Below are 16868 nucleotides of genomic sequence, written 5' to 3'. Positions count from 1 at the left end.
ACGGAAAATGAAAAAAAGGGGAAGACAAAAAATGTACCATTCAATCAAAAGATTTTTGATTGGGAAACCGCTGAAATCACAGGCGGCCGGAGAGCAGAAACTCACGAAACTCAAGGCGCTCGCCATGCTTTCTTCAGACGCGCTGTCATCAGTTGCTTACGGAACGGAACAGATTCTGATCATTTTGGCTGCGGTAAGCGCGGCCGCGTTTTGGTATTCCATTCCGATCGCAGCGGGTGTTCTCATTTTGCTGCTTGCTTTGATTCTGTCCTACAGACAGATTATTTACGCTTATCCGCAAGGCGGGGGCGCTTATATGGTGTCAAAAGAAAACCTTGGTGAGAAGCCGGGCCTGATTGCGGGGGGCTCATTGCTTGTTGATTATATTCTGACTGTTGCGGTAAGCATTTCTGCCGGAACTGATGCGATTACATCGGCATTTCCGGCTTTGCACCCGTATCATTTGCTCATTGCTGTTTTGCTTGTGATTCTGATTATGATTTTAAATTTGAGAGGGCTGTCAGAGTCGGCGTCCATTTTGGCGTATCCCGTCTATCTGTTTGTGGCGGCGCTTGTCCTTTTGATCGTCGTCGGGCTGTTTAAGCTCATGACGGGGCAGGTTCATCCGGCCGAGCATACACCGATCGGCACGCCCGTAGCGGGCATCACGCTGTTTTTGCTGCTGAAGGCCTTTTCATCCGGCTGCTCGGCACTGACCGGTGTTGAAGCCATTTCAAACGCGATCCCGGCCTTTAAAAATCCTCCGGCGAAAAACGCGGCCCGCACTTTGGCCATGATGGGGATTCTGCTGGCGATCTTATTTACGGGGATTACGGTGCTGGCGTACGGCTACGGTACGGGTCCGAAGCCTAACGAGACCGTTATTTCACAAATCGCAGCGGAAACTTTCGGACGGCATACGGTGTACTATTTCATTCAAGGCGTTACATCCCTGATTCTCGTGCTTGCGGCAAATACGGGCTTTTCTGCTTTTCCGCAGCTGGCGTTTAATTTAGCGCGCGATCAGTATATGCCGAGAATGTTTACGGTACGAGGCGACCGATTAGGATTTTCAAACGGAATCATCTTTCTCGGTATCGCGTCCATCTTGCTCATTCTTTTATTCGGCGGCCGCACGGAACATTTAATTCCGCTTTATGCCGTCGGCGTGTTCATTCCGTTTACGCTGTCGCAGACGGGAATGTGCATCAAGTGGATCAGGCAGAAGCCGAAGGGCTGGGCGGTAAAAATGCTGATCAACTCATGCGGCGCCGCCATTTCATTTATGGTGCTGTGTATTTTATTCGCGACGAAGTTCAATCTTGTCTGGCCGGTGCTGTTATTCATGCCTGCTGTCGTCATGCTGTTTTTCGTCATTAAAAATCACTACACCGCGGTCGGCGAACAGCTGCGAGTCGTTGATCAGCAGCCTGAGGAAATCAAGGGAACCGTCGTCATCGTGCCTGTCGCCGGTGTCACCACCGTCGTCCAAAAATCGATTCAGTATGCGAAATCATTATCGGATCAGGTCATTGCGGTCCATGTTTCCTTTGACAGAGAACACGAAAAAAAGGTGGAAAAGCGCTGGGAAGAGCTTCATAACGGCGTCCGCCTCGTCACCCTGCATTCCTCATACCGCAGTCTGGTTCACCCGTTTGATAAGTTTTTAGAAACGGTCGAACAAAAAGCGAAAAAAGAACAGTTCTCCGTGATGGTGCTGTTTCCGCAATTTATTACGAAAAAACGCTGGCAGACCATCCTTCACAACCAATCAGCCTTCTTGCTCCGCGTCCGGCTGTTTTGGAAGAAGGACATCATTGTCGCCACCCTGCCGTATCATTTTAAAAAGTAACGGTAAAGACCGCAGGCTAAAATGCCGCGGTCTTTTTTGTAAAGGAGGACGACATGGCACAAGGCGCGTTTGTCATCATACAAAATGAGGAGCGGGACATATTGCTCGTAAAACGAAAAGACATTCCCTTATGGGATTTGCCCGGGGGCAGGATCGCAGAAGGTGAAATACCTGAAGCCGCAGCCGTCAGAGAGGCCTTCGAAGAAACCGGTTATAACGTGACCATCCTGCATAAAGCCGGTGAGTATGAAAGGCCGGCATTTGAAGATACACAGCATGTATTCATCGGAGCCATTACCGGAGGAACACCGCTGATGAACGGGCCGGAAACCGCCGCATTACGCTGGTTTTCCCCAAACCGGCTGCCGCTGTTCATGGTGCCGAACAGAAAACGGCAGATAAAAGACGGACTCAATGGGGCGGCAAATCGTAAGGCAGTCCTTAAAGACCTAAATCTGTTATCCATCCTTGATCTTCTGAGAAAAAAGCTGAGAGTATAGCCCGTGTTTCAACCCGTATGAAAAAGGGGATGAATACAGGTAAAAGGAGGATGCAGTATGCCAAGTAAAACAGCAGGACACGTAATGACGGAGCTGCTTGAACAATGGGGAGTCGGTCATATATACGGCATTCCCGGAGACAGCATTAATGAATTTATCGAAGAACTGAGACATGAACAAAATAACCTGACATTCATCCAAACCCGGCACGAGGAAGTCGCCGCCCTGGCTGCCGCGGCTGAGGCAAAACTGACCGGACAGATCGGTGTCTGCCTTTCAATCGCAGGACCGGGGGCCGTTCATCTGCTGAACGGTTTATACGACGCCAAAGCGGACGGCGTTCCGGTGCTGGCGATTGCGGGACAGGTGGCTTCCGATGAAATCGGGCGTGACAGCTTTCAGGAAATCAAATTAGAGCAAATGTTTGAGGACGTGGCGGTATTCAACCAGCAAGTACATACGGCAGAAGCGCTGCCCGATCTTCTGAATCAGGCGATCCGCACGGCTTACAGCAAAAAAGGCGTTGCCGTTTTAACCGTTTCTGATGATTTATTCGCGCAAAAAATCAAACGGGAGCCGGTTTACACATCGCCGATATACCTCAAAGCCGATATAGAGCCGAAAAAAGAACATCTCGTCACATGCGCGCAATATATTAACAACGCAAAAAAACCGGTCATTCTCGCCGGCCAAGGGTTAAAATCGGCAAAAGAGGAGCTGCTCGCATTCGCCGATAAAGCGGCCGCCCCGATTGTCATTACCCTTCCGGCAAAAGGCGTCGTGCCTGACAGCCATCCACACTTTCTCGGGAATCTCGGGCAAATCGGCACAAAGCCCGCCTACGAAGCCATGGAGGAATGCGATCTGCTGATCATGCTCGGCACATCGTTCCCATACAGGGATTATCTCCCGGACGATACGCCTGCCATTCAGCTTGATTCGGATCCGGCGAAAATCGGCAAGCGCTATCCCGTCAATGCGGGAATCGTCAGTGATGCGGCTCTGGGGCTGAAAGAGCTGACGGAATACATTGAATATAAAGAAGACAGAAGATTTTTAGACGCCTGCACCGAGCACATGAAGCATTGGTGGAAGGAAATCGAGAAGGATGAAACCGAAGCGACTCATCCGCTCAAGCCGCAGCAGGTCATTGCCCGGCTTCAGGATGCCGCCGCAGAGGACGCCGTCCTGTCAGTGGATGTCGGAACGGTTACGGTGTGGATGGCCCGCCATTTTAAAATGAAGAAGCAGGACTTTATCGTCTCAAGCTGGCTCGCCACAATGGGATGCGGGCTTCCGGGAGCGATTGCCGCAAGCCTTGCCGAACCTGAGCGGCAGTCCATCGCCATTTGCGGAGACGGCGGATTTTCAATGGTGATGCAGGATCTGCCGACGGCTGTTAAATATAAACTGCCGATTACGGTTGTCATATTAAACAACGAAAATTTAGGCATGATTGAATATGAACAGCGGGTCAAAGGCAACATTGACTACGTCACCCAGCTGCAAAATATGGATTACGCCGCTTTTGCAGAAAGCTGCGGAGCAAAAGGCATCAAAGTGACGAAACACGAGGAATTGGCTCCCGCTTTTCATGAAGCGCTCAACTCAAATGAGCCGGTCGTCATCGACGCCGTCATCGGCGACGAGCCGCCGCTTCCGGGAAAAATCACTTACGGCCAAGCGAAGGGCTTCAGCAAATACATGCTGAAAAACTTCTTTGAAAACCAAAAAATCGAAATGCCGTCACTCAAGAAAAGCTTAAAACGGCTGTTTTAAGAAGCCAGCGCTTATAAAAAATAAACAGGCAGCATGCCTGTTTATTTTTTTAGGCTTTCTTGTTGATGATTATTTCTTTAATGACCTCTTCCATGGTAAGGAAGTGGTCAGCAGTTTGAACCCGCTTGGAAGCTTAGAGGACGGGGACCGCAATCGAAAGTGTATCGTATTAAAATCTGGCGAAACGGTAAAGGAGATCGTAAAATTCGCAGCTGGCGAGCGATGGCTGATCAAAAAACTCGTGATGGATCAGCGCGGTTTCATCTGAAGAACAGCCAGAGAGCGGTCACAACAGCGATCATAAAGTAATCTCCATCATTCAGTGTAGTTCCATTTTTGACAAACATACGTGCCGTCCGGTTTGTCTTTGTCCCTTCCGGGGTTTTAAGCGCAATGTTCTTCCCTATATTGTAATAAACAACTTTAAACAAATAATATGCCAGCGAACAGAATAAAAAGAGCAACATGAACTTGCCAATAAACAATATCATGTTTCATTACTCCCTTTTGCCGTTTTTTCGTTTGAATATATGACGGAGAAGTCAGGATGTTATATAAAAGGAGAAGTATTTTACAGAGGCCGGTGTTAAACATTAATGAACGGTTCCCGCAACATCCCCAGATCCGGAGCAATTTCAAAATGAAAGAGAAGCCCTAGGATTATAAAAAAACAGACCCTAATTTGTCCGCTTTTTTTTGAAAATTTGATCCAAGATGAACATAAAGAGAGTGAATAAAAAGGACATCGTAATCATATCTATCAGAGATAAATTAGAGGTTTCTTTTATGAGTAGCAGCCATACCACCTGCAAAACTAAAGAAATAGAAAAATAAGATATATATGTCATGATCCTCATATCCGTTTCCCCCTTATTAGCCTAATTTCTCTTTTGAAATCTTATCCAAATTAGTAAAAAGAATATCCAATCCCGAAAATAAGAAAGTGATGAACAATGAAAGAAGCACTTCTCCGCCTTGAAATATAGATATGTTCTCAATGATATGATTGGAAACGTATTGAATTGAGAAGTAAACAGCAGCCCATGCAAAAATGAATTCAAGGATATAGGCTGACCAAGCAGGCAATGTCAAAACATGAGTCATTCCTTTAACAATTGCCGTAAGGATTAGCATATAAACTAAAGCTAAAATACTGACGACGACAGAAAATATGTATAAGTCTGATAGAGAATCATATATGATGTAATCTCCGAAAAAATGATGTATTGTTACAGCTGCAAAACAAATAATCAGGCTGGGTACAGTTATAGCGAAGAACAGGGAGAATCCAATAAGCCCTATGAATGCTGTATGAGCTAAGCGGTTTGGCGGTGTATCCACGATCTCTTTTTTTAATAGAATCATAAAAATAAGAGATGAAATCACAAGGCAGCATAAGAAAGTGAGCAAAACAGTAAAAAAGACAGTCATGTGAAATCTCCAATGAAAAAGTGCTATTAGAGTGAATCTAACAGCACTTTGCATTACTTCATACATATTTTCCTGCTGATCATTTATGAATGAGTTTAAAATGCTTTCATTGCTAAAGTTGTCAAATGAGCGAGGTTTTTAGCCTGGCTGTCAGAAAGTCCGGACTTTTTAAGTGAGAGATAAAGATTCTTTTCCACATCAGTCCAGCTTAAGGCGACATACTCGTTCAGCATTTTCTTTAAAACCGGTTCTATGTGTTCATTGAAAACGGATTCGAGTTCATTTCTTATTTTCTTTCCCGCTAATTTTTCAACAAGATTGAATAATTTTGTTTTATTTTTCAGCACCTCTCTGATTGCATCTTTGACTGGTTTTGACACAGATGCATCGCTTTGTGCTTTAAGTCCGTAGGAAAATTGCGTATCAGTCTGATAAAAAAATGATTTTGTCGTTCCAGTGGCATTGGCAGTATTATTATGATTTTCTTTAGCTAAGGATGCGGGGACAAAAGCAGTAGTTACAAGGGCTAAAGATGCGGCAAACAGAATGCCTTTAGCTGCGTGTCTAATGGGAAATCCTCCTTTAGAAATGTAGTGTAGAGAGAAATGAAAGACTATGTATTTAGGCGGGACCTGTATGATCCGCTTTGAACATTTTTCCCTCTCAGATACCATTCTATCAATAGGTATTTTTTGGGTAAATAGGATTTTAATACGATATTTTTCTCGCAATTCAAAATCTTCTTTGGCAGGATTTATTTTAGCTGCAGTTTCGTGAAATAGAACATGGGCTGGAGACTATATAACACATGTACAGGCTGTTTGAGGCGGAATCACATTATCGGAGCGGTTTTTATCATTTAGGCTTAGGTAAAAAAATAAACAGGCGGCATGCCTGTTTATTTTCGTTTGCGTGAAAGAGCGAAGAAAAACGGGAAGGCGGAACCGGCCAATAACGTACCGAATAAAAACATGCCTCCGATGAACACATGATAGTTCACCCCGCCGATCCAAAGCCCCGTGATTAAGGAAATGATACTTAATGCGATCATCACAAAGCCGGGAACCAGACGTTTCTTACCCGTTGTCCGATAAGCAAAAAGAGAACAGAAGATACCGATGACAATCGGCACAATCCACAGATAAAAAAGGATAAATACTGACATAAGCAAAACTCCGATTTTTCTTCTATCATACCAAAAACGCCCGGAAAAAGATACGAACGGCACCCGGTGCCAAAAGAAAAACCGGCCGCTATGGCCGGTTTTTTTCTAACGGAATGAATCGTAGATCACAAACAGATTAAGCGCGATCACCAAAACCGCAATCAGCCAGGCGAGAGCCGTCACCCATTTTCGGTTCGTCAGGGCGCCCATCAGGCGTTTGTTGCTTGTAAACATAATCAGCGGCACGAGTGCAAAGGAGATGCCAAATGAAAGAACAACCTGGCTCCATACGAGCGCTTCTGTGGCGTTGACCCCCGAGATAATGATGATCATCGGCGGAATGATGGTAATGAAACGCCGCAAATAAAGCGGGATACGGTAACGGATGAAGCCCTGCATGATAATATCGCCTGACAATGTGCCGACAGAAGAGCTTGAAAGCCCTGCGGCCAGCAGCCCGATCCCGAAGAGAATGGCTGAAGCCGGTCCGATATAGTGGCCGAATTGCTGATAAGCCACGTCTAAATCTTCTACATACAGCCCGTTCTTGAAGAAAAGCGCGGCAGCGACGATGAGCATGCTTGCGTTAATCGCCCCGGCGATCACCATCGCGATGAGAATGTCAATCGTCTCAAATCTAAAAATCTTTTTCCGCTCACTATCCGTTTTTCCGACGACACGGCGCTGTGTCAGTGCGGAATGTAAGTAAATGGCATGCGGCATCACGGTTGCACCGAGTATACCGGTTGCCAAGAGCACACTGTCCATTCCGTCAATTTTCGGGATAAACAGCCCTTCGAGAACGGAGGCGGCGTCAGGTTTGGCAAAGAAGGTTTGCAGAGCGAAGGCGATCACCACGACAAACAGAAGTCCGGCGATGCCCGCTTCCAGCGCCCTGTAACCCCGGCGCTGCAGCTCTAAAATCGCGAATGATCCGATTGCCGCGATAATGGCCGCTTCAACCATCGGTATGCCGAACAGCAGGTTGAGCCCGAGCGCCGCCCCGATAAATTCTGCCAGATCAGTTGCCATAATCACCAGTTCACCCTGTATCCACAGCCCGGCGGATACCCATTTCGGATACCGGTCTCTGGCAATTTCCGGAAGGTTTTTACCCGTGGCAATGCCGAGCTTCGCGGAAAGAACTTGGATTAAAAAAGCCATCAAGTTTGAAAAGAGGATGACCCACAGCAGCATATACCCAAATTTCGAACCAGCTGAGATATTCGTAGCGAAGTTTCCCGGATCAATGTAGGCAATCGCCGCGATAAAGGCTGGGCCTAAGAAAGGCAGAAGCCGCTTGAATCCCTTGCTTTTGCCGTCAAGTGCATCCTGCACGGCTTTTGCTTGCAGTGATTGTGCTGAGATGTCTTTGCTCATTATGTCTCACCTAAATTCTGATAGATTTTTAGCTAAATAACAAAAAGTTTCCTAGATGCAAATTATTTTATCTACATCATAAATCCGCTATTATGAGATGTCAAGTTCTTTATGTTCAATAAACCGGTACATTGATGCCCTGTTTTATCTATGGTATGTATCCCGCCGAAGAAAGGTCCGAAAATGAAAACGGCATCGTTCCGGGAAAGAAGCGATGCCGTTCTCAACGATGTTTCCGCACGGGTTCTCCATTTTAAAAAGGGTGAAAGAGTACACTGTCCCATAAATCGTCAGAACCTTCCGTCCGCCAGCAAAGATTTGAAAAAAGACGGCACATTTCCTCCATTTTGCCGGGTAAATAGAATAATAATGAACCTTTCCATTGGAAGATAAAACCTTCCTGTACCATTCAAATGACCTCCGGAAAAACTCCGGACGCTCTGAATAAATGTTTGAATCAACGATATATCAGTGATTCAAGTCCAATAAACCGCTGTTATTTATCGAAACAAAGAAAGTGCTTTATCATTCACGCAGAAAAGAAGTTGGAGCATTAGACTTATTCCAGTCTTCCGGGCGAAAACGTATAATAACGTCAGGAAAGCTTTCCAGCCATATGATAAAAGAGGGGGAATTTTCTTGGTACGTCGTTTGTCGGTCTTTTCTTTAGCCATGATGTTTGTTGTTTCTTTATTCGCTTTTGGCGGCTCTGCATCAGCTGCAACTTTTACACCTAAAGCTGAACCGGACGTTTCCATTTTAGCCAGCGGGGGAACAGTCGGTATTTACGGTGCTAATATGCGCTCATGCTCTAAGGTCAGCTGTTCAACAATTACAACATTTTCAAGCGGTAAAAAAATTACAGGTTCTTGGGTAACCGGTGAATATGTTCAAGGCCACTACACCAATTCTAATAAATGGCTGAAAGTCACGTATGCCGGAGCGACAGGCTACGTGTCAGTTACCACTCTTTCTTATTATTACGGTTTATAATCAGAAAACCCCGTTCTCTTTAGAGCGGGGTTTTTCCATATATACCGGATCAATTTCCGCGCTTCGTTTCATCATCGTGCTTCATCAGCTGATCGATTTCTTCCTTAGAGGCATTTTCTTTCCACTCTTTCGCCTGACTTGTCGCAATGGGAATAGCCCGTCCTTCTTCATAACCCTCATCTACCATCGCATTCGCGATTTCGATCGCTTTTTTCTTCACAGGTTCCTCGAGATTCTTCAATGATTGCGGATAATCCTTCATAGACCAAGGCATGTCTATCACTCCTTTATGAAAAGTGTTTCCCGCCTGAAGAAAAAGAAAACCGCCTCATCAAAAAGAATGACAGCTATTTTTACGAGAGACCAGCAATTTCCGAATAAAATATAAAGGATAAAGAAGCAAGTACAGATTGAATGCCCACCACATGAGATCAAAATCACCGATAAATACCCAAAAGGCGATCGCTTGCAGGCCTGAACAAAAGGTCAGCACAAGTGATATTAATGCGAAAGGGTGCCATAACGCATGTTTCTGTCTATAAAGAAACATGCTGTACAGCCCGGTTATCGAAATGAAAATATCTAAGGGAAAGAATGACCAGTTCCAGGCCATTATCATGGCGTTATCATAATCTTTAAACGCCATGTTTTTTGGAATCCACTCAAAAAAAGTAACAATCCAATAAATGATAAATCCAATATCTGTAATGAGGAAGAGAACCTTTAACCCTTTCATCATCTGTTTCTGTCCGTATGAACGCTGATGCCGTTTGATGACGTTTCACTTTCAGAAATAAAGTTTAAGGAAACCACACCGATGATGATCAGAAGAACAGAGACGGCTTTTATGACAGAGAACTGTTCATGAAAGAAAAAAATTCCGATCATGGAAATCAGCACGATCCCCATTCCCGACCAGACCGCATATGCGATGGAGACACTTATATATTTCAAAGTCAAAGTAAGAAAACAAAGGCTGCCGATATAAAACAATAACAATAAAATACTTGGGACAAGTTTTGTAAATCCATTTGATAATTTCATGCTGACCGTACCCAATACTTCAAAAATGATCGCTAAACTTAAATAAATCCATTGCATTCAACATTCTCCTTCAATCGTATTATTCAAAATTATACAATATATAGAATTTGAAGAAAATTAATCAATGGAATGTTTTCCGGATAAAAAGTCCGGCCGGGTGTAAAAAGAAAACGCCATAAAGGTATACTATGTAGAAAGAAATCAGAAAGGACGTGCAGGACGGGTGACAGAAGATCGGACAGACCTGGAAAGACAACTGAGAGACATTCAAAAATGGGAAAAGGCGCAGCAGAGGGCGATGTTCTGGCAAACATTCACCCGCTTGCCGTTTCAGCTTTTGGACAAGCTGACACCGCAATTTATTCAGAGGAAAATCGGACTCATACTCGATGAAACGGGAACGTTTATTCAGTCAGGCGGACAGTACCTTACATCAGAAAAGCGCATCATGAAAAAGTTTCAAAAACGGCTGCCGCACGGTACATGTCAAACGCTTCACGACATCCGCAATGCGCCGCTTGCCGTCATGGACGAAATCGCAGAAGCCATAGCGCGTACAAGCGTAAAGGCCGCGACGGTGCAGGGAGCCGCAACGGGAGTCGGCGGCGTGTTTACGCTTGCGGCAGACATTCCGGCGATGCTCGGCCTGTCCTTAAAGACGCTGCAAGACATCGCGGTTGCTTACGGCTTTGATCCGAAAGACAAAAAAGAACGCGTGTTTATCGTCAAATTGCTTCAGCTTGCATCCAGTGACGTCATCGGAAAAAAAGCGATCCTGCAAGATTTACGGCAATATGATCAAAACGACCAAACCTATCAGCGCGTCGCCTCGCAAATCCAAGGCTGGCGGGAAGTCGTTTACAGCTACCGCGATACGTTCGCCGCGAAAAAACTGCTGCAAATGGTTCCGGCCGCAGGCATCATCTTCGGCGCGTCCGCCAACCGTTCAGCTTTAGAAAGCATCGCGGAAACAGGCATCATGCTTTATAAGAAACGCCGGATTCTAAAACGCATGAAGGATACAGAATGATAAAAAACCACCCGAAAACACATTCAATGTGTTTTCTTTGTTTAGCAGTTCTGAAATCGGGAAACCAACAACCAACACCAATTAAAGGAGGAATTCAAAAATGGCACAAGATAATAACAAAATGAGCAGAGAAGAAGCAGGTAAAAAAGGCGGAGAAGCTACAAGCAATAACCATGACAAAGAATTCTATCAGGAAATTGGTCAAAAAGGCGGAGAAGCCACAAGCAAAAATCACGACAAAGAATTCTATCAGGAAATCGGTGAAAAAGGCGGAGAAGCCACAAGCAAAAATCACGACAAAGAATTCTATCAGGAAATCGGTGAAAAAGGCGGAGAAGCCACAAGCAATAACCATGACAAGGAATTCTATCAAGAAATCGGTCAAAAAGGCGGAGAAGCTACAAGCAAAAATCATGACAAAGATTTTTATAAGGAAATCGGCCAAAAAGGCGGAAACAGACGAAGCAGCTAATAAAAGCATAAAAGGCAGACAACCTGCAGATCAAAAGCGATCCGGCATATCAGCTGGATCGCTTTTTATTTTGGGAAAATCTTGATCTGAGCCGCCCTTACGATACAATAAAATGAAAAAGGGGTTTTTCACTCGTGTCTGACATGCTGAATTTGCTCGCTATCGCCAATAAAGTCAAAGAAAAACACGCCAATTTTTCAATCGCGGAGATCAATGACCACTGTGTGCGCCTCGCAGTGTTTACGGGAGAATATGACTGGCACCATCACCCTGACTCAGATGAATGGTTCATCGTTCTGGAAGGTGAGCTGCTGATCGATTTTAAGGACAAAGAAACCGCAGTGCTCAAAGCAAATGACAGCCTGCTCATCCCGAAAGGCACGATTCACCGCACCCGCTCTTACGTCAGAACCGTGAATCTCTGTGTCGAGCATACGCATGCGAAAACAGTCATCACAGAGGAACTGTCATGCTGATCAAAAAGATTGTATGTGAAACAGACGCTGCAAACGCTGAAGCATTTGGGCAAGCACAGTCAAGGTGGGGAGCATTATCCTGTGTAAATGGCTTCGTCAAACAGGCCGGCGGCTGGCGGAAAAACGCAGACGGCCTGTTCATCGCAGAGATCATCAGCGTTTGGGAGAACAGACAGGCCTATGATGATTTTATGGAGAACGAACATGACCGCATATACGAAGAAAACGAGCAGAAGGCTGCGATTCTTTCAATAGAAGTGATGCTGTACGAGGGGGATGAACCTGTCATTCACGAGCTGTTACATCACCCGGACATCCGATACGAACCGGACTGGACAGTTGTGCGCACATAAAAAAAAGCCCCTTTAGAGGCTTTTTTATTTTCGTCCGGGAAGCGTGTTGTGGACATACGGCGGGACGGGGTCCAGCTTAGCTATTTCGCCGTGCGCTTTCGGTTCCTTTTCGTATTCAAATGGTTCTCCGTCCGGCGCTGTTTCCTTCAGCCAATTTTGTTCAGCGCTTTCTGCTCCATCTGAGAAATGAATAAGCTTATGGGAGAATGACTGTTTTTCCAGCGCCTTCGGGAATGTGGAAGGAACGATCGGACCTTCCTGTTCTTCTAATTCTTTAATGGCCGCAAGCCATTGGTTTTGATGCATGGTATCACGGGCCAATAAAAAGCTGAGCATATCTTTCACGCCTTTATCATCGGTCATTTCATACAGGCGTGCGACTTGAAGCCTTCCTTGTGATTCGGCGTTCAGATTGGCGCGGAAGTCTGCCAGAAGGTTTCCGCTTGCGACGATATAGCCTGCGCTCCACGGAACGCCCGTGCTGCTCTCCGGCATTGCGCCGAGTCCTGAGACAATGGCATGATGCGGATTCATCCCGCCTAAAATGGACCCGATGACCGGATCATCAGCCGCTTTTTCCTGCTCTGCCAGCGGGGCGTCTTCTAACAGTCTCGCAATCATCGTCGCGATCATTTCGACATGGCCGATTTCTTCAGTCGCGGTATCCATCAGAAGATCCTTATATTTTTCATTGCCCCGTGTATTCCATCCTTGGAACAAATATTGCATGGCGACGGATATTTCCCCGTATTGTCCCCCTAAAATTTCCTGCATCTTTTTTGCGAACAGCGGGTCAGGACGATCCGGTTTTGCCGGATGCTGCAGTTTTTTCGTATGTGTAAACATGTCTCCATCTCCTTTTTTTGCTCTGTCCCTATTTACTTCCCCGGCGGGAAAAGGGATGAAACGGAGATGGGCGTATTGGTCCTGCTAAGGCTCGCGGCGCAAGGATAACAAATCCTGCACAAGCCCGCGGCCGATCACCTGTTCATATTGTCCGTAAATCGGGTCGAGGCGTTTCATCCATGTGTTCTTTTCCGCTTTGCTCAGCACATGAATATGAATGGATGAATTCTTCTTTATCTCTTCAAGCTGGTCTTTATTCATTTTCTCAGCGGAGGCTTCGTTCCATTCCGTCGTTTCTCTCATCGCCTCCGTTAAGATGGTTCTCGTTTTTTCTGTCTGTGAATTCCAGAAATGCTCGTCGGTCATCACGGCATAACCGAGGTATCCGTGATTGCTGATTGTCAAATAATCTTGAACATTATAAAATTTTTTAGAATAGATATTTGAAATCGTATTTTCTTCTCCGTCTACGAGATTGCTTTCCAAGAGCTGAAACGTGGAATTAAAGGAATCCTGCCGCGGGTGCGCGCCGAGCAGGCGGTACTGGTCTTCGATCACGCTGCTCGGCATGATCCTGAGCGCCTGTCCTTTCAAGTCGTCCGGAGTGAAGATCGGTCCTTTATTTGACGTGAGCTGCTTAAACCCGTTCGTCCAGTACGCCAGTCCTTTCAAATGATGCTTTTCTAAAGAAGCGAACAGGCGCGTGCCGATTTTGCCGCTGAGGCCTTCTTGCACGGCTTTATAGTTTGTAAACGCGTACGGCAGATCCAAAACACCCCATTCGGGAGACAGTGATCCGAGCTTTGAGGTGGAGGGGGCGATGAATTGCACGTCCCCGTTTTGGAGGGCGTTTATTTCTTCATTATCTGAATAGAGGCTCCCGTTTGGAAATACCTCTACTTTAATGGTGCCGCCGGACTTTTGATAGACCAGGTCGGCAAATTTATTCGCCGCCCGCCCTTTAGGCGTGTTTTCAGCAACGACATGGCTGAACTTGAAAACCATTTGATCTTTCAGGCCTTCCTGTTCGTCATCATAATACGGTTCTTCCGTTGAGAAACGATCGTGAAAGCCGATGAATAAAGCGGTTCCGATACCGAGTACCATCAGGCTGAGACAAGTCAGCAAGCTTTTCATCGAAAACCCCCTCCGCCATTTTCTATAACAAGCATAATCGGGCGGGCCGTTTTCGTAAAGAGACGGAAAGGAAGAGGCCAATGACGAAAAAAAAGCTCACCATCCGCTGGAAAATCACCATACTTTCGTATATCGTCGTGCTTTTTACCTTTTTGATCGTCGGCATCGTGCTGATCGGCAATATCCAGCATACAGAGGAGCGCGAGCTGAAAAAACGGCTGATGAATACCGCGCGGACGGTATCTGAGATGACCGATGTCAAACGCGCCCTGGAGCAGAAAAAACAAAGGGAAGACGTGCGCCATGCGGTCGAAGAAATAAGGATCATCAATGAAGCGGACTACATCGTCGTCATGGATATGGATCATATCCGCTATTCACATCCCGTCAGCACAATGATCGGAAAGCGTTCAAGGGGTGAGGACGAAGCCGCGGCGTTCGCCGAGCACATTTATTTTTCCGAAGCAAAGGGAGAGATCGGCACCGCCGTCCGCGCTTTTTATCCCATCAAAGACCGGGATTTGAATCAGATCGGTGTCGTTCTGGCCGGTAAAACGCTGCCCGGATTCGGTGAAATTCTTCTTCAGCTGAAACATGAAATACTGTTTATCGTTCTGCTGGCGCTCGGGTTCGGACTGGCCGGCTCCTTTTTGCTGGCCCGCCACATCAAAAAACAAATGTTTTGGCTGGAGCCCCATGAGATCGTGAGAATGTATGAGGAACGGACCGCTACGTTTCATTCAATGAATGAGGGCGTCATTGCGATCGATAATCAGCATCACATCACCATTTTTAATGAAAAAGCGAAGCAGATATTCAATGTCAGACAAGAGACCGACGGCAGGCTGATCTGGGACGTGTTAAAAGATTCGCGGCTCCCTGAAATCGTCGAGCGGAACCGAGCCGTATATAATGAAGAAATCCAAGTCAGCGGAAAGGTGATCATGAGCAGCAGAATTCCGATCGTCATGAAAAAGAAGGTCATCGGAGCCGTCGCCATTTTTCAGGACAGGACGGAAGCGGCGAAAATGGCGGAAGAACTGACAGGTGTGAAAAATTTTGTCGATGCGCTCAGAGTCCAAAATCATGAACATATGAACAAGCTTCACACCATCGCGGGGCTGATTCAGCTCGGAAAATCAGAAAAAGCGCTCCAGCTTGCTTTTAAGGAATCATCAGAACAAGAAAGCGTCACTGATTTTCTTCATCAGGCCATTCAGAATGACGCTGCGGCGGGGCTGCTGTTAAGCAAAATCAAAAGAGGAAAAGAGCTTGGCATTTCTGTGAAAATTGATGAAAACAGCAGTTTCTCGGCATTTCCGGAGCATGTCGACCAGCATGACATCGTCGTCCTGCTCGGCAATTTAATTGAAAATGCGTTCGGCGCATTCGAAACAGCGGACACGGAGGACAAACATATTGACATCAGTATCGAGCAAAATGATGAAGTGCTTGCTATATTAATAGAAGACAACGGAAGCGGGATTTCCGATCAGCACATCCCGCGCCTTTATGACAAAGGGTTTACCGTCAATAAAACGGGAGGAACGGGATACGGCTTGTACCTCGTCAAACAAATCGTCGACAAAGGGATGGGCGTGATTGAAGTCGACACACGGCAGGGACAGGGAACGGCATTTTCTATATTATTTCCGATGAAGGGGGAGGAATCATTCGATGGACATCAAGGTGCTGCTTATTGAAGATGATCCGATGGTGCAGGAGGTGAATAAAGAATTTATCACCGGTGTTTCGGGGTTCAGCGTCATCGCCACAGCCGCTGACGGAGACGAGGGAATCAGGCTTATAAAAGATCTGCGGCCCGGGCTCGTGGTATTAGACGTATACATGCCGAAAAAAGACGGAATTAAAACACTCCAGGAAATCAGAAAACAAAAGCTCGAAGTGGACGTCATCATCGTCTCGGCCGCAAAAGACAAAGAAACAATCCAGCTTATGCTGCAAAACGGTGCGGCCGACTATATTTTGAAGCCGTTTAAGCTGGAGCGGATGAGACAGGCGCTCGAAAACTATAAACAATATAAACGGAAAATTGAAGAGCATGACACCATGTCGCAAGAGCAGCTTGACATGCTGCTGAAAATTCCGCAAAATCCGTCCCGGGATCTGCCGAAGGGGTTAAATCATTTTACGATGAATGAAATTTTGACCTATATGAAACAGCAGACGGAGCCGCTTTCAGCTGAAGAAGCCGCCAAAGCGCTCGGAATTGCAAGGGTGACGGCGCGGCGTTATCTTGATTTTCTTGAGAAGGACGGCCAGATTAAGCTCGACATTCAATACGGGGGAGTGGGACGGCCGGTTAACCGCTACAAATTCGTCCGCTAGCCGAGACCAAAAAGACCAAAATGTCCGTTATGATCATAAGCTTCCCCTCTTTGTATGAAAA

The 16868-nt window shown here is 46.1% G+C and carries 20 protein-coding genes and 1 pseudogene; 11 read left to right on the top strand and 10 right to left on the bottom strand.

Annotated elements, in window-relative coordinates:
- The first annotated feature begins 31 nt into the window (after nt 1–31).
- The 4 genes from OWN49_RS17015 to OWN49_RS17000 all read left to right on the top strand — a co-directional run bounded on the left by OWN49_RS17015 (nt 32) and on the right by OWN49_RS17000 (nt 4399).
- Nucleotides 32–1852, top strand: a complete 1821-nt coding sequence (locus tag OWN49_RS17015; protein WP_003156252.1) for an APC family permease — start codon at nt 32–34, stop codon at nt 1850–1852.
- A 53-nt stretch (nt 1853–1905) separates the two neighbouring features.
- Nucleotides 1906–2352 carry an NUDIX hydrolase gene (locus tag OWN49_RS17010; protein ID WP_077721821.1) on the top strand — a complete coding sequence of 149 codons (447 nt, stop codon included), beginning with the start codon at nt 1906–1908 and terminating at the stop codon, nt 2350–2352.
- 57 nt (nt 2353–2409) lie between these two features.
- Nucleotides 2410–4131, top strand: coding sequence for a pyruvate oxidase (locus OWN49_RS17005; protein WP_077721822.1), 1722 nt, complete (start codon nt 2410–2412; stop codon nt 4129–4131).
- Nucleotides 4132–4246: 115 nt separating this feature from the next.
- On the top strand, nt 4247–4399 hold the full coding sequence (locus OWN49_RS17000; protein ID WP_176283126.1) for a hypothetical protein: 153 nt from the start codon (nt 4247–4249) through the stop codon (nt 4397–4399).
- Here OWN49_RS17000 and OWN49_RS16995 read toward each other — a convergent pair.
- The 5 genes from OWN49_RS16995 to OWN49_RS16975 all read right to left on the bottom strand — a co-directional run bounded on the left by OWN49_RS16995 (nt 4392) and on the right by OWN49_RS16975 (nt 8110).
- Nucleotides 4392–4622, bottom strand: coding sequence for a hypothetical protein (locus OWN49_RS16995; RefSeq protein ID WP_146283813.1), 231 nt, complete (start codon nt 4620–4622; stop codon nt 4392–4394). The genes OWN49_RS17000 and OWN49_RS16995 overlap by 8 nt on opposite strands.
- Before the next feature lie 382 nt (nt 4623–5004).
- Nucleotides 5005–5562: a hypothetical protein gene (locus tag OWN49_RS16990; RefSeq protein ID WP_077721824.1), complete on the bottom strand. Its 558-nt coding sequence runs from the start codon at nt 5560–5562 to the stop codon at nt 5005–5007.
- A gap of 95 nt (nt 5563–5657) precedes the next feature.
- Nucleotides 5658–6293: a hypothetical protein gene (locus tag OWN49_RS16985; RefSeq protein WP_245133892.1), complete on the bottom strand. Its 636-nt coding sequence runs from the start codon at nt 6291–6293 to the stop codon at nt 5658–5660.
- 167 nt (nt 6294–6460) lie between these two features.
- The gene (locus OWN49_RS16980; RefSeq protein WP_063174391.1) at nt 6461–6727 is read right to left on the bottom strand and encodes a hypothetical protein; all 267 of its coding nucleotides are present in this window, start codon (nt 6725–6727) and stop codon (nt 6461–6463) included.
- Nucleotides 6728–6832: 105 nt separating this feature from the next.
- Nucleotides 6833–8110 carry an Nramp family divalent metal transporter gene (locus tag OWN49_RS16975; RefSeq protein ID WP_088005335.1) on the bottom strand — a complete coding sequence of 426 codons (1278 nt, stop codon included), beginning with the start codon at nt 8108–8110 and terminating at the stop codon, nt 6833–6835.
- A 636-nt stretch (nt 8111–8746) separates the two neighbouring features.
- Between OWN49_RS16975 and OWN49_RS16970 the strand changes: the two genes are divergently transcribed.
- The gene (locus tag OWN49_RS16970) at nt 8747–9100 is read left to right on the top strand and encodes an SH3 domain-containing protein (protein ID WP_016937199.1); all 354 of its coding nucleotides are present in this window, start codon (nt 8747–8749) and stop codon (nt 9098–9100) included.
- A gap of 58 nt (nt 9101–9158) precedes the next feature.
- On the opposite strand, the pseudogene OWN49_RS16965 reads toward OWN49_RS16970, so the two are convergent.
- The 3 genes and pseudogenes from OWN49_RS16965 to OWN49_RS16955 all read right to left on the bottom strand — a co-directional run.
- Nucleotides 9159–9374 (bottom strand): annotated as a pseudogene (locus tag OWN49_RS16965) (DUF2188 domain-containing protein); the annotation flags it as partial.
- Nucleotides 9375–9431: 57 nt separating this feature from the next.
- Nucleotides 9432–9839: a DUF5360 family protein gene (locus tag OWN49_RS16960; RefSeq protein WP_077721826.1), complete on the bottom strand. Its 408-nt coding sequence runs from the start codon at nt 9837–9839 to the stop codon at nt 9432–9434.
- Entirely contained in the window at nt 9836–10201 is a 366-nt protein-coding gene (locus OWN49_RS16955) for a DMT family transporter (protein ID WP_017419236.1), read from the bottom strand. Before OWN49_RS16955 ends, OWN49_RS16960 begins: the two co-directional genes overlap by 4 nt.
- 166 nt (nt 10202–10367) lie before the next feature.
- On the opposite strand from OWN49_RS16955, the gene OWN49_RS16950 reads away from it, so the two are divergent.
- From OWN49_RS16950 to OWN49_RS16935, 4 genes are all read left to right on the top strand, one after another.
- On the top strand, nt 10368–11174 hold the full coding sequence (locus OWN49_RS16950; protein ID WP_077721827.1) for an EcsC family protein: 807 nt from the start codon (nt 10368–10370) through the stop codon (nt 11172–11174).
- A 100-nt stretch (nt 11175–11274) separates the two neighbouring features.
- Entirely contained in the window at nt 11275–11646 is a 372-nt protein-coding gene (gsiB, locus tag OWN49_RS16945) for a glucose starvation-inducible protein GsiB (RefSeq protein WP_012116853.1), read from the top strand.
- Nucleotides 11647–11780: 134 nt separating this feature from the next.
- Nucleotides 11781–12122 carry a cupin domain-containing protein gene (locus OWN49_RS16940; protein ID WP_077721828.1) on the top strand — a complete coding sequence of 114 codons (342 nt, stop codon included), beginning with the start codon at nt 11781–11783 and terminating at the stop codon, nt 12120–12122.
- Nucleotides 12116–12475, top strand: coding sequence for a YdbC family protein (locus OWN49_RS16935; RefSeq protein ID WP_077721829.1), 360 nt, complete (start codon nt 12116–12118; stop codon nt 12473–12475). The genes OWN49_RS16940 and OWN49_RS16935 overlap by 7 nt, the downstream gene beginning before the upstream one ends.
- A gap of 24 nt (nt 12476–12499) precedes the next feature.
- Here the strand turns inward: OWN49_RS16935 and OWN49_RS16930 are convergent, their stop codons facing one another.
- Both OWN49_RS16930 and OWN49_RS16925 read right to left on the bottom strand, forming a co-directional pair.
- Nucleotides 12500–13321 (bottom strand): manganese catalase family protein, encoded by an 822-nt coding sequence (locus OWN49_RS16930; protein ID WP_003156225.1) that lies wholly within the window; start codon nt 13319–13321, stop codon nt 12500–12502.
- A gap of 84 nt (nt 13322–13405) precedes the next feature.
- The gene (locus tag OWN49_RS16925) at nt 13406–14458 is read right to left on the bottom strand and encodes a TRAP transporter substrate-binding protein (protein WP_077721830.1); all 1053 of its coding nucleotides are present in this window, start codon (nt 14456–14458) and stop codon (nt 13406–13408) included.
- 80 nt (nt 14459–14538) lie between these two features.
- On the opposite strand from OWN49_RS16925, the gene OWN49_RS16920 reads away from it, so the two are divergent.
- A complete protein-coding gene (locus tag OWN49_RS16920) occupies nt 14539–16161 on the top strand; it encodes an ATP-binding protein (RefSeq protein ID WP_014416956.1) in 1623 nt (540 codons plus the stop codon).
- Nucleotides 16136–16807, top strand: a complete 672-nt coding sequence (locus OWN49_RS16915) for a response regulator (RefSeq protein WP_003156219.1) — start codon at nt 16136–16138, stop codon at nt 16805–16807. Before OWN49_RS16920 ends, OWN49_RS16915 begins: the two co-directional genes overlap by 26 nt.
- Nucleotides 16808–16868 lie beyond the last annotated feature (61 nt).

Source organism: Bacillus sp. NEAU-242-2, assembly GCF_027853835.1.
GTDB lineage: Bacteria > Bacillota > Bacilli > Bacillales > Bacillaceae > Bacillus > Bacillus velezensis.
Note: the sequence above shows the minus strand (reverse complement) of the source record. Positions and strands in the feature narration are given on the sequence as shown.

What these genes read in the sequence shown, in the direction of transcription:
- OWN49_RS16960 (WP_077721826.1), bottom strand. Translation starts at nt 9,839, where the DNA reads ATGATGAAAGGGTTAAAGGTTCTCTTCCTCATTACAGATATTGGATTT.
- OWN49_RS17005 (WP_077721822.1), top strand. Translation starts at nt 2,410, where the DNA reads ATGCCAAGTAAAACAGCAGGACACGTAATGACGGAGCTGCTTGAACAA.
- OWN49_RS16920 (WP_014416956.1), top strand. Translation starts at nt 14,539, where the DNA reads ATGACGAAAAAAAAGCTCACCATCCGCTGGAAAATCACCATACTTTCG.
- OWN49_RS16935 (WP_077721829.1), top strand. Translation starts at nt 12,116, where the DNA reads ATGCTGATCAAAAAGATTGTATGTGAAACAGACGCTGCAAACGCTGAA.
- OWN49_RS16980 (WP_063174391.1), bottom strand. Translation starts at nt 6,727, where the DNA reads ATGTCAGTATTTATCCTTTTTTATCTGTGGATTGTGCCGATTGTCATC.
- OWN49_RS17015 (WP_003156252.1), top strand. Translation starts at nt 32, where the DNA reads ATGTACCATTCAATCAAAAGATTTTTGATTGGGAAACCGCTGAAATCA.
- OWN49_RS16990 (WP_077721824.1), bottom strand. Translation starts at nt 5,562, where the DNA reads ATGACTGTCTTTTTTACTGTTTTGCTCACTTTCTTATGCTGCCTTGTG.
- OWN49_RS16915 (WP_003156219.1), top strand. Translation starts at nt 16,136, where the DNA reads ATGGACATCAAGGTGCTGCTTATTGAAGATGATCCGATGGTGCAGGAG.
- OWN49_RS16930 (WP_003156225.1), bottom strand. Translation starts at nt 13,321, where the DNA reads ATGTTTACACATACGAAAAAACTGCAGCATCCGGCAAAACCGGATCGT.
- gsiB (WP_012116853.1), top strand. Translation starts at nt 11,275, where the DNA reads ATGGCACAAGATAATAACAAAATGAGCAGAGAAGAAGCAGGTAAAAAA.
- OWN49_RS17010 (WP_077721821.1), top strand. Translation starts at nt 1,906, where the DNA reads ATGGCACAAGGCGCGTTTGTCATCATACAAAATGAGGAGCGGGACATA.
- OWN49_RS16925 (WP_077721830.1), bottom strand. Translation starts at nt 14,458, where the DNA reads ATGAAAAGCTTGCTGACTTGTCTCAGCCTGATGGTACTCGGTATCGGA.
- OWN49_RS16995 (WP_146283813.1), bottom strand. Translation starts at nt 4,622, where the DNA reads ATGATATTGTTTATTGGCAAGTTCATGTTGCTCTTTTTATTCTGTTCG.
- OWN49_RS16955 (WP_017419236.1), bottom strand. Translation starts at nt 10,201, where the DNA reads ATGCAATGGATTTATTTAAGTTTAGCGATCATTTTTGAAGTATTGGGT.